The organism is Alishewanella sp. BS5-314 (genome assembly GCF_025377695.1).
In the GTDB taxonomy this organism is placed as follows: Bacteria; Pseudomonadota; Gammaproteobacteria; order Enterobacterales; family Alteromonadaceae; genus Alishewanella; species Alishewanella aestuarii.
In genome coordinates, this window is sequence record NZ_JACEHJ010000002.1 from 1,532,290 (window position 1) to 1,543,874 (window position 11,585).

The following is an 11,585-nucleotide window of genomic DNA, read 5'->3' on the forward strand; positions in this document are numbered from 1 at the left end:
AAAACAAAAAAGCCGGCGGCTGCCGGCTTTTTTTATTATCCGCGAAGTTCGCGGCGTAGGATCTTACCTACGTTGGTTTTTGGCAGTTCAGTGCGGAATTCTACCAGCTTTGGTACCTTATAGCCGGTTAAATGTTGCTTACAGTGCGCAATCACTTCCTGCTCGGTTAACGACGGGTCTTTTTTCACCACAAAGACTTTTACCGCTTCACCGGTCGTCTCGTTGGGTACCCCGACAGCCGCGACTTCGAGTACCTTTTCACTCATCGCCACCACTTCTTCAATTTCATTCGGGAACACGTTAAAGCCCGAGACCAGAATCATATCTTTCTTGCGATCCACGATATAGAAGAAGCCATCGGCGTCCATAGTGGCGATATCACCGGTATATAACCAACCGTCTTTGATGGTTTTGGCGGTTTCTTCCGGTCGATTCAGATAGCCCAGCATCACCTGTGGCCCCTGTACAATCATCTCACCGGCTTCACCTTGAGGTACATCGTTGCCGTTTTCGTCTACCAACCGGATATCGGTTGAAGGTGCCGGCAAGCCGATACTGCCATTAAAGTCGTCCAGATCAAAAGGGCTTAAGGTTACCAGTGGACAACACTCGGTCAGGCCATAACCTTCCAGCAGCCGGGTTTTGGTGACTTTTTTCCAGCGCTCTGCAACCGGTCTTTGTACTGCCATACCGCCGCCTAACGACAACTTCAGCCGGCTAAAATCTAATTCAGCAAAGCCCGGGGTATTTAGCAGACCATTAAACAGGGTGTTTACCCCGGTAATGGCAGTAAAGGGAAACTTGGCCAGCTCTTTGACAAAGTTGGGCATATCACGCGGATTAGTGATCAGCAGGTTAGTGCCACCGTGCTTGAAGAAGACAAAGAAGTTCGCCGTCAGCGCAAAGATATGATACAGCGGTAAGGCAGTAACCACATTTTCTTTGCCTTCATCGAGGAATTTATCGAGAAAGCCACTGGCCTGCTCCAGGTTTGCCACCATATTGCGGTGAGTAAGCATAGCGCCTTTAGAAACACCGGTAGTGCCGCCGGTATACTGCAAAAAGGCAATATCTGCACCACTCATTACCGGTTTTTGCCAGCTTAAAGCAGTGCCGCGCTGCAGCACCTGCTTAAAGGGCACAAATTTTTGCAGCTGGTAGGCCGGGATCAGTTTTTTCAGGTGTTTTACCACCAGATTGACCAGGGTGCCTTTAACAGTGCCCAGCATATCGCCCATCTTTGTCAGAATAACATGCTCAACCTGGATGTTCTTTTCCACGGCCATCAGGGTATGGGCAAAGTTTTCAACGATAACAATGGCGCGGGCTTTGGAATCAGTTAACTGGTGTTGCAGCTCACGTGGTGTGTAAAGCGGATTGACGTTTACCACGCTGCAACCGGCACGCAGCACACCCATTAATGCTACCGGGTATTGCAGCAGGTTGGGCATCATAATGGCCACGGCATCGCCTTTTTTCAGGCCCAGCTCGTGTTGCAGATAGGCAGCAAAAGCCTGGCTTTGCCGATCTAATTCACGATAGGTGATGCTCTTGCCCATATTAACAAAGGCAACTTTGTCAGCGAATTTGGCAATGCTCTGCTCAAAAATATCTAGCAAGGATGAATAATGATCGGCATTAATTTCCGCCGGTACACCTGAGGGGTAACGCTTTAACCAGACTCTATCCACCGTCTACTCCTTAATAATTGTTATACCGTGCCTGCCTGGAGCCCGACTGAACGGGACATCCGGCGACTTTATTGTTGTACAGCTTTGGAGCTTTTACTCTAGCTTAATCATCCCATAAAAGCCGGCAACACACAATCCGCGGCCTGCTTCTGGCTACTCCGGCTTAATAAATTTCAGTGTCATGCGATCACTTTCACCAATACTCAGATAGTAATCGCGCTGCTCAAGTCCAAGGGCCAGAGTTGGCGGCAGAGTATAAACCCCTTTCGGATGGTTTTTAGTATCGCGCGGATTGGCATTAATCTCGCTGCTAGCCACCAGCTGAAACCCAACCCGCTCCGCTACTGCTATTAAATAGGCTTCGTCGGTGTAGCCTTCACTGGCGACACTGGTTAGCTCAGTAACTTTAGCAGCTCGGTGCTCCACCATCCCCAAAATACCGCCAGGTTTTAACACCCGATATAATTGCTCCAGGGTCGCCAGTAAATGCCCCTCCTGGTTCCAGATATGCACATTGCGAAAACTTAATACCATATCAAATTTCGCTTCCGCGGGCGCAGGCAACAGCTGCGGTGGGTCCAGCACAATGCGGCGCACAGGTCCAAAATGTTCGCTTTGTTCGTCAATCCGTTGCTCAAGTCTGCCGCTGAGTCTGGCCCAGAATTGCATCTTGGCATCGGCTCTGTTACCCAGATCCTGCCGGAAGGTTGCAATCGTCAGTTGCCCCTGCTCTTTGACAAAGGGCGCCAGGATCTCGGTATACCAGCCGCGTACTGGCCATAACTCCAGTACCGACATCTGTGGCTCAATACCAAAAAACAGCAGTGTCTCTACCGGGTTACGATACTGATTGCGATGCAGATTAGCTGCACCACGTGCCGGATCTTCTGCCAACTCAGTTAAACGGGTTTGCCATGGTTCGGCCTGGACCACTGCTGGGATAGCCAACAGACAGCAAGCGGCGAGGATGCTTGTTATTGTTTTTTTCATCGCTACAACCTTTTAGAGACTTCAGTGAGTCTGCAACGCAGACCAGCTGAATTTAAGATAGCGTTGCTTTCGCCTAAAAGTCCAGCAAAACACGGTTTTTTGCCACTTGACCGCAAGGCGCTTGGTTCATTAGCTTGGATCTCTTACACTGTTGCAGGTTCCCTCCTGTTTGCAAAAAAGGTTATCTGATGCGTTTTCGTTTGCTGTTATCTGTAAGTTGTCTCCTGGCCTTACCCGCTGTCGCTGCCCCGAAAAATATAATTTATATGATTGGTGACGGTATGGGCCCGGCTTATTTAACCGCCTATCGTTATTACCTGAATCAGGGCGAGCGGCCGGTGCAGCAGACGATCTTTGATCAATTACTGGTTGGTGCCTCCAGTACCTATCCTGACGATGACACCCTGGTTACCGACTCTGCCGCAGGTGCCACCGCGCTGGCTACCGGTGTAAAAAGCTTTAACGGCGCTATTTCGGTAAACCGCCAGCATATTCCGATTGGCACCATGATGCAGCTGGCCAAGCGTTTGGGCAAAGCCAATGGTATTGTTGCCAGCTCTCAGGTTAACCATGCTACGCCGGCCGCCTTTGTTGCCCATAACGTGCATCGTCGTAATTACGAAGCTATTGCTGATATGTACCTGGATTACCGGATTAATGGCCAGCCAGTGGCCGATGTGATTTTAGGAGGCGGTACTTCGTACTTTATTCGTGATGACCGCAATCTGGTCGCTGAATTTAAACAGCATGGCTATCAGTATGCTGATAACTGGCAGGATCTGAAGCAGCTGACGACCAAGCCAGCGCTGGCGCTGCTGGATCACATCGGTCTGCCGGCTGCATTAAATTCAGAACATCCCAGTCAACTCGCCACCCTGACGCAAAAAGCGTTAGAACTGTTAAGCCCGGCCGAGAAAGGTTTTGTATTAATGGTTGAGGGCAGCCAGATTGACTGGTGTGGTCATGATAATGATATCGCCTGCGCTATGGCCGAAATGCATGACTTTGCCAAAGCGGTAGCTGTGGCAAAAGCCTATGTGGATGCTAACCCGGATACCTTGTTAGTTATTACTGCAGATCATGAGACGGGTGGTATGTCTCTGGGTGCCGATGGCAAATATTTGTGGTTACCCGAGGTAATACGTGGTGTTAAGGCGACTGGCCGCCGGATTGCCGATGAAATGAATGCGTCAGACAGCGAACAGGCAGCGCTGGCACGTTGGCAAGCCTTGACCGGCATTAATATTACCGATGAAGAACAAAAGCAGTTGCTGGCCGCTCGTGGTAAAGAGCAAAAAGATCTACGTGAAGTTGCGGTCAGACTGGTAGCAAAGTATTCCTATACCGGCTGGACTACCGGTGCCCATACTGCGGCAGATGTACCGGTGATGGCCTATGGTAAATACAGCGGGGCCTTCCGCGGCTTTATGGATAATACCGATATCGCGAAACAGCTGATCCGCTATATCAGTACCAATCAAACCCCTAAAACCAGCGAGTAAGTCTTACTCGCTGGCAATCAGCTGCGCCCGAAGTTCGGGTGCACTGGTATTCTGGTGAAGCCAGATATTAAAAAATGCCGGTCCAAAATCTGGATCGGCCAACACACCAGTGCTCTGGCCGTTCAAATAGAACTCCACGCTATTATCCGCTAATAATACAGCGCCAAGGCTGTCCCCTTTGTTTACATCCCGCCATAAGTTTTTTAACTGCTCGGCCCACTGTTGCTGCTGCTCGGGACTACTTTGACCTAGCTTTTTCCACTCATCGACGGTGGCTTTAATAAACTGATCACGGCTGATTTTGCGCTTATAGGTGAGCTCTAGCAACAAGGGGGTACTTTGCTGGTAATCGACAAAGCGGCCATCAGCTGTCGCCAGCCGGGCATCGTATAGCTGCCAGAACAAATAGCGATAGCTGCCCTCGCCTACTGTTGTGAGATCCGGTAAGGCCGTAGCCGGCATTGCCAGTCCCAGCAATAATGCAAATGCTGATACTCTAAACATAAAACCTCCTGCTTTGACCATAAAGGACGGCGAGACCGCCCCAAATCAACGCTAATACTCCATAAGAAAGGTAGCCGGCCGGGAAGCTAAGCACACCGCCACTTAACGCGGCGCCGCCGATATAGGATAAAGGCCCGCCAGCTGCCCCCAATACAAAAGCTAACCAGGGCTTTTGTAGAAAATCGGCTAACAACTCCACCACTGCCAGGGCAAAAACACCCCACAGCAACCAAAACCACAGTGGCAAGCTGTCGCGCAGGGCAAAACTTAAAATATCCAGCTGGATCAATGCTGAGTCAATCGCGACACCCAGTAGCGCAATAATCACAACAGCCAGCCGTCGCCGCGTGCCAATAAGACGCCACAAACCATAAATCAAATACGCCAGTACCGGCCAGAACGCCAGCTGCTGGAAATACACCAGCAAAAACCAGCACAACTCAAAGCCGATAATGGCCCGCCAGTTAAGCTTAGACACGGCGGCACTCATTGTTGTTTCATCCGGTTCGCCAATTTAATCCGCAGGCCATAAGGCAAAGCACTTAACAGCTTTAGCATCAGGCTTAAACGCCTTGGAAAGCGCAGCCGCGGTTTGCCCGCTGCGATACCAGAGTAAATACGCTCTGCAGCCTGAGCGACCGGCATTAAAAATGGCATCGCAAAGTCATTTTTTTGGGTGAGTGGCGTATCGATAAAGCCCGGTTCAATCAGGCAGATCTTAATCCCGGTTTCACCTAAATCGACCCGTAAGCTATCAGCGAAATAGCTAATTGCGGCTTTACTGGCGCCATAGGCTTCAGCCCGGGTAAAGGGGAAGAAATGCGCCATCGAACTGACGATGGCTAGAGTACTACCGTCGCTAAGCCGAGGTAGCGCGCCTTTTACCGCCCGCACCACAGCCAGCACATTGAGCTCAAAAGTCCGCTCAAAAGCGCTGATATCAAGGTTAGTCGCCTCTACATATTCGCAGTTACCAGCGTTAAGCAGCACCACATCGAAACGCAGCTCAGCCGGCAACTTGGCAAACCAGCTGGTTAAGGCTGCGCTATCGGTCAGATCCAAACTTACCGGCACAATACGCTGCGGCACCTCGGCTGAAAGTTCTGCTAACTTATCCGCAGAGCGCGCCACCGCATATACCGTCCAGCCATTACGGGCATAATGCAGTGCGGTTTCGCGGCCAATGCCAGAGCTGGCACCGGTAATTAAAATCGTTGAGGTCATAAATACTCCATTGCAGTTGGAGCTTATACGTAAAGTATAGCGAACAGTTCAGTAGTGCTTTAACGCAAAACAATTGAAAATAGTCAGGCTGCTTGTCATTTATACACTTCAAGATTATATTCATTATTATCATTTATGAATACGAGAGGCCTTATATGGCAACGACAAGTTTGAGTTTGGGCGAGCATTGGGAAACCTTTATCAGGAAGGAAATTGCAACCGGTCGCTACGGTTCGGCCAGTGAAGTGGTGCGTGATGCATTGAGAACGCTTGAAGAACGTAAGGCAAAACTTGAAGCCTTACGTGCACATTTAGCTCAGGGTGCCTTGCAAGCCAGAGAGGGACAGTTTGTTGAGGACTTTAGCGTCGACCAGCTAATTGCGGATTAGTGGCCGTTGTATTGATGTAATCGGCGTACCACATCAAGAAATGGATATTGATGGCTATTTCAAAAATTAGCCAGAAGACAAAAGTTAGGCGTAGAGATCAACACCCAGCATCGCTTGTACTTCACTGCGACGCTGTTCATTTTGCAAGCTTTGGTAAGCGGCTATCGCCCGTTCATTCTGGGGTTCGCTGCTATCGCGAAAGTTTTGCCGATTGCGCTCAGCCTCACGTTCATTATCCAAACGCTCAATCACTGCCCGTTCAACACGGATTCCTGCCGCTTGTTGCGTGCTTTGCGCCTCTGCAGCTTGGCGCTCAGGCGTAGTTTGCCGCACCGGTTGCGGACGATTCGTCGCCGGGTTTAGCAAACTGCTGGCATTGATATTATTGCTGGCGTTAATGCTCATATAAGCCGCTACTTAGTAATAACTGGCCTAATTATAGGCAATTATTAGGCGCTAATGTCAACTTTCGGTTATGCGACCTTAAATTTATTACCATCCTACGAGTGAATGGGCTGCAATAATCTGGCACTTCCCCAGCCCGCTAACGTAATCATGTCATTTAATAAAGTCAGCTCTAACCATTAATGTATTTAATTAACAACGATGATAACATGGCGCAACCCCAAAATAGCGCTATGCCACCAAACTTGGTGAATACCATAAAAAATCAAAATTACTAAAGGATTAGCTGTGCATAAATTCAAACGTTTAGCCTGTCTGCTGGCTGTTGGCATGTTATCGGCTTGTGGCGGTGGCAACAGCGACACTTCAACGACACAACCAGGAACAGGCAGTGGCGGAACACCGACTCCGGGAATCAGCAACACCATAACGGCGAGTGTTGTTCAGGAAACTATGTGTGGAACCGTTCGCAACTCATCAAATGCTGAAATTTTGCTCCATGACCAGAATTGGCGGGTACTGAGTCGACTCCGTGCTGATGCCACCGGAAAAATATCTGGCTCGATATCAGGCTCTAACCTGGTAAACCTCAGTGTCATTTCATTTAGCACTACTGGTGAAAAAGAGTTTCAGGTTAACTCCTACGCCCAACACCCAGTTGGTGATATCGGCACAATAGTCGTTCCGGGCAAGACCTCTGACGGCTGTGAATGTCGTAATGTGGATGTGCGAGTGACATCATCATACGGTGCACTTAATCCTGCAACTACGCAGTTAACCGGCTTTAGTAGCGCAGAGCAACGTAAAACTCAGGCAGCTTTCAATGAGATTGTGTTTGAACAAGTCGGATTGTGTCGCGTTACAAACGGCAGCTGGCCTCTACTGACAGCAGTATCTAATGGTGGCTCAGCTAATGCGATAGCCGCAAGTATCAAGCAGTATGCAGTTACTGGCAATATTGAGCTGTCGTTAAATCAGATGGCATCAATAATCCCGGTCAGTCTCAATACCAGTAACGCATCTTTAGTTGAAACTCATTATACCGAGAGCGGTTTGTTTGGTTTGAGAACTCGACTATATAGCAACGAAATTTATGTGTTTAATCAACTCGATGGGGTTACTTTTGTGTCAATCCGAGCGGCTGAAAATCGGGTAGATACCGTTGATGGCACCACTGTGTTCCGCTCTGCCTCTCAACGCCAAAATATCACGCCGCCATTGACCGGACCTCTTAGCCTAAACGTTCCATTCTCTGACGCACAGGAGTCGCTAGAAAGATTCTTAGTACAGGATTTACCTTCATCTAACAACAATTACAACCTTGGCGCAGTGCAAGGTTTTAATACCTTTTATCTATATGCGCAAACCACACTAAAAGACGGAACTCATTATTTCCAAAGCTTTATTGGTCCATTACAAGGCACGTATCCAGATGAAATTGTACCGGCGGATTATGGCATCAACAATAAGTTTGACGATGCAGCCCCAAGCACAGTATCAGCTTCAGTAATCAGATACGGTGATAGCCAGAGTTATCAACAGTTTATGTCAGACCAAGTCGAGCGAAATAAACTGTCATTCGAGGCTAGAATGACTGGTAAATGGGCAAAATACAGCGCTGTTGGAATTCAGGTTACAACTCAACGCTAGCGCCCCCAGGTACCGGTAGGACCTCGGAGGTCGTACCGGTACCGGAGTGCTGTGGATAAGTTAGCGGCCGGGGAGTTTTTGCCAGGTGACTTCATCGCGTACATAGACCGGCTCGGCCTGCTCGGCGCTGACAAATAACTGTTGCTGCCAGGCTCGGCTGGCAAAAGGCAACATAAACTGCGCTGACGGGTACAGAATCGAATCAGCAATCAGCGCTGGCGCCAGCTGCTGTAGTGCCTGCGGATAAGTTTGCCAACCGGTGCCAACACCCAACACCTGTGAAGTAAAAGACAGTGAGGTCAAAACCTCAGGTAAAGCGGCCGGCTTAGCCGCAATTTCCGGCGTTATCGCTTGCATTAAACCCGCTTCATCTAACGCATAAGCTGCGATATAAACTTCGGCCATTCTGGCATCAATAGCGGCAATCACCTCTGTGGCGTTTTGCTGCACTGCTGCCGCCTGTGCCATCGCCGCCAGGGTTGACACCCCGAATACCGGCAAATCTGCGCCAAAAGCCAGGCCCTGGGCGACGGACACGCCAATCCTGACGCCAGTAAAACTGCCGGGGCCACGACCAAAGATAATACCGTCTAACTGATAAAGGCTGACGCCAGCATCACTTAACAGCTGCTGTAGCATAGGTAAAATGCGTTTGCTGTGTTGCTGCGGGCAAACTTCATCCAGCGCTAAGATCTGGCCATCCAGAGCTAAAGCGACCGAGCAGGCTTCGGTAGAGGTATCCAGGGCTAAAAACTTCATCATTTATCCTGTTGCATAGCATGTAAAAACTGACAGGCCTCAGCCAGATCGCGACTACGGCGCATCGGTGGCAGGCTCTTTAAAAACGTAGCGCCATAGGGCTTAGTCACCAGCCGGTTATCACAGATCACCAGCACACCGCGGTCGCTGACATCGCGAATTAGCCGCCCTACGCCCTGCTTTAACGTAATCACCGCCTGGGGTAACTGTACCTCGGCGAACGGATCTTTGCCGCGCATTGTACAGTCTTCACTGCGTGCCTGCAGCAAGGGATCGTCCGGCGAAGCGAAGGGCAGCTTGTCGATAATGACGCAGCTTAAGGTATCGCCCCGTACATCCACCCCTTCCCAGAAACTGCCGGTGCCCAATAACACCGCATTTTCCAGCTGCACAAACTGCTCTAATAGCAAACGTTTACCGGTACTGCCCTGCACCAGCACCGGCTGGCGGATCTGCTCCGGCAAGGCGCCAGCCATCCATTGCAGCATACGATGGCTGGTAAACAGAAAGAAACAGCGGCCATTATTCGCCTGGATCAGCTGAACAGCTAAACTGAGCAAAGCATGCGCCATCGCCGGCTCATGGGGCTCGGGTAAAAACCGTGGCACACAGAGCAGTGCCTGCTGCGCATAGTCAAAAGGGCTTTCCAGCAACAGTGTACGAGCACCGTCTAGGCCCATTTGCTGTTGATAATGGGCAAAGCCCTCATCTACTGACAACGTGGCCGAGGTGAAGATCCAGCTGCGTTCAGCGGCAAATACCAGTTTTTGAAATTTATCGGCAATACTCAGCGGCGTTAAATGCAATGTCACGTGCAAGCGGCTGGTTTCAAACCACAGGCTGACACCGCTTTGCTCGGTTTGCAGCAATTTCGGTAACTGACTTTTTAGCTGCGCCAGCCGCTCATAGCAGTTATCCAGCGCCTGACTGCGTCCAAGACTGCTTTTTACAATCTGATACAGCATCTCCAGCGCATCATTAATGCGGATCACTGCCGTTTGCATATTGCTTTGCTGATAGGCCTGCCGCCAGTTGCCACGCGCTGGCTCGGCGGCAAACTGCAACCGCCAGTCGCGGGTCAGGCTGGAGAGTTTATCGGCGGCTTTACTTAGCTGGATCAGATCTTTCAGTTCAGTTTTGCCGATTTGCTCTAAGTCTTTACACAGATCCAGCAACACCCGGCTGGAGAAATGCTCACCAAAATAATCGCTGGCGATATCCGGGATCTGATGCGCTTCGTCGAAGATCACCACTTCCATGTCAGGTAACAGCTCACCAAAGCCGGTATCTTTTAGCGCCAGATCGGCAAAAAATAAATGATGATTGACGACCACCAGATCAGCCGCTTGCGCCTCTTTGCGCGCCTTTAGCAGATGGCAGTCTTCATACACCGGGCAGTCTTTACCCAGGCAGTTATCGGTGGTACTGGTGACATAAGGCAGCGCCCGCGAGTCTTCGGCGATATAACTGAGCTCACCGATATCACCGCTTTGCGTTTCCGCGGCCCATTTTTTGATCAGGCTTAGGTCATTAATCAGCTCAGGATCAGCACTAGGGATATGTTGATAATGCTGCTCTAAGCGAAACAGACATAAATAATTTGACCGCCCTTTTAACAGCGCAGTCTTTACCGGCAGGGCCAGCGCCTGTAATACCGTTGGCAGATCGCGAAAGTACAGCTGCTCCTGCAGGTTTTTGGTGCCGGTTGATAAAATCACCTTTTTACCGGACAGCAGTGCCGGCACCAGATAGGCGTAAGTTTTACCGGTACCGGTACCCGCTTCCACCACCAAAACACCATTGGCCGAGATACTTTCTGCTATGGCCTGTGCCATCTCCAGCTGCGCCGCACGCGGCTTAAAGCCCGGGATCTGTTTTGCCAGGGTGCCCTGTTCGGCAAAGGCATGTTTGACCTTAGCCGACATCAGTACCTCGGGTAACGGCATCACAATAACGCAGCACAGCAGCTCCAGAATAGTAATAAGGCTTCAACCAGACGAAGAAAGAAGCAAAATACAAAGCAATTGCCGGCTATTATGCCTTGTCAGCGCCGAAAATCAGATAAAAATATCTACATGGCCATCTTTATCGACGTGCTGCTCTTCCTCTGGCGTGGTGTAGGGTGCTGGCGGAAAGTCATCTGACTGCGCTTTTTTGGCAAAGCGGCGCAGAATTAAAAACTTTTGCTCATTGCGTTTTAGCGGCTCCAGCCGGGCTTCTTTAAACACAGGCAGCACCTGCCGTGGATCCTGTTCGACAGGGGTTCCCGGGGTGCGTTGAATAAAGGGCATAAAAACGTCCATCATTCCTCCTGCCTGTGTTAAAAACGTGGCCGCCGTAAAGCGTTAAGTTGCAATACCATACTGTTATCGACTGCATTAGCCTAAACTTTAATCAGCAATATTGCCTATACAACCTGACCACAAAACAGGCAATTAGTTGCCAGTCTTGAACTTTAAACACTGAAAAAC

General features: G+C 50.0%; 12 protein-coding genes. 3 read left to right on the forward strand and 9 right to left on the reverse strand.

From position 1 onward, the window contains the following. Positions 1-35 precede the first annotated feature (35 nt). Positions 36-1,691, reverse strand: a complete 1,656-nt coding sequence (gene fadD, locus H1D31_RS11525; protein WP_261259006.1) for a long-chain-fatty-acid--CoA ligase FadD — start codon at positions 1,689-1,691, stop codon at positions 36-38. Between the two features lie 153 nt (positions 1,692-1,844). Beyond that, positions 1,845-2,681, reverse strand: coding sequence for a class I SAM-dependent methyltransferase (locus tag H1D31_RS11530; protein WP_261259009.1), 837 nt, complete (start codon positions 2,679-2,681; stop codon positions 1,845-1,847). A gap of 188 nt (positions 2,682-2,869) precedes the next feature. Here H1D31_RS11530 and H1D31_RS11535 point away from each other — a divergent pair, with 188 nt between their 5' ends. Beyond that, positions 2,870-4,183 carry an alkaline phosphatase gene (locus H1D31_RS11535; protein WP_261259010.1) on the forward strand — a complete coding sequence of 438 codons (1,314 nt, stop codon included), beginning with the start codon at positions 2,870-2,872 and terminating at the stop codon, positions 4,181-4,183. A 3-nt stretch (positions 4,184-4,186) separates the two neighbouring features. Here the strand turns inward: H1D31_RS11535 and H1D31_RS11540 are convergent, their stop codons facing one another. The 3 genes from H1D31_RS11540 to H1D31_RS11550 are packed head-to-tail and all read right to left on the reverse strand — an operon-like array spanning position 4,187 to position 5,911. After that, positions 4,187-4,687 carry a chalcone isomerase family protein gene (locus H1D31_RS11540; protein WP_261259012.1) on the reverse strand — a complete coding sequence of 167 codons (501 nt, stop codon included), beginning with the start codon at positions 4,685-4,687 and terminating at the stop codon, positions 4,187-4,189. Further along, positions 4,680-5,177: a DUF2878 domain-containing protein gene (locus H1D31_RS11545; protein WP_261259013.1), complete on the reverse strand. Its 498-nt coding sequence runs from the start codon at positions 5,175-5,177 to the stop codon at positions 4,680-4,682. The genes H1D31_RS11540 and H1D31_RS11545 overlap by 8 nt, the downstream gene beginning before the upstream one ends. Continuing rightward, positions 5,174-5,911 carry an SDR family NAD(P)-dependent oxidoreductase gene (locus H1D31_RS11550; RefSeq protein ID WP_261259014.1) on the reverse strand — a complete coding sequence of 246 codons (738 nt, stop codon included), beginning with the start codon at positions 5,909-5,911 and terminating at the stop codon, positions 5,174-5,176. Before H1D31_RS11550 ends, H1D31_RS11545 begins: the two co-directional genes overlap by 4 nt. Positions 5,912-6,066: 155 nt before the next feature. Between H1D31_RS11550 and H1D31_RS11555 the strand changes: the two genes are divergently transcribed. After that, on the forward strand, positions 6,067-6,300 hold the full coding sequence (locus H1D31_RS11555) for a type II toxin-antitoxin system ParD family antitoxin (RefSeq protein WP_261259016.1): 234 nt from the start codon (positions 6,067-6,069) through the stop codon (positions 6,298-6,300). An 84-nt stretch (positions 6,301-6,384) separates the two neighbouring features. On the opposite strand, the gene H1D31_RS11560 is transcribed toward H1D31_RS11555, so the two are convergent. After that, positions 6,385-6,705: a hypothetical protein gene (locus tag H1D31_RS11560; RefSeq protein WP_261259018.1), complete on the reverse strand. Its 321-nt coding sequence runs from the start codon at positions 6,703-6,705 to the stop codon at positions 6,385-6,387. A gap of 288 nt (positions 6,706-6,993) precedes the next feature. On the opposite strand from H1D31_RS11560, the gene H1D31_RS11565 reads away from it, so the two are divergent. Further along, complete coding sequence (locus tag H1D31_RS11565; protein ID WP_261259021.1) at positions 6,994-8,355, forward strand: hypothetical protein; 1,362 nt, start codon at positions 6,994-6,996, stop codon at positions 8,353-8,355. 60 nt (positions 8,356-8,415) lie between these two features. On the opposite strand, the gene tsaB is transcribed toward H1D31_RS11565, so the two are convergent. From tsaB to H1D31_RS11580, 3 genes are all read right to left on the reverse strand, one after another. Next, the gene (gene tsaB / locus H1D31_RS11570; protein WP_065956250.1) at positions 8,416-9,114 is read right to left on the reverse strand and encodes a tRNA (adenosine(37)-N6)-threonylcarbamoyltransferase complex dimerization subunit type 1 TsaB; all 699 of its coding nucleotides are present in this window, start codon (positions 9,112-9,114) and stop codon (positions 8,416-8,418) included. Next, positions 9,114-11,060, reverse strand: a complete 1,947-nt coding sequence (locus H1D31_RS11575) for an ATP-dependent DNA helicase (RefSeq protein WP_261259024.1) — start codon at positions 11,058-11,060, stop codon at positions 9,114-9,116. Before H1D31_RS11575 ends, tsaB begins: the two co-directional genes overlap by 1 nt. A gap of 111 nt (positions 11,061-11,171) precedes the next feature. After that, entirely contained in the window at positions 11,172-11,417 is a 246-nt protein-coding gene (locus H1D31_RS11580; protein WP_008951523.1) for a hypothetical protein, read from the reverse strand. Positions 11,418-11,585: the final 168 nt, after the last annotated feature.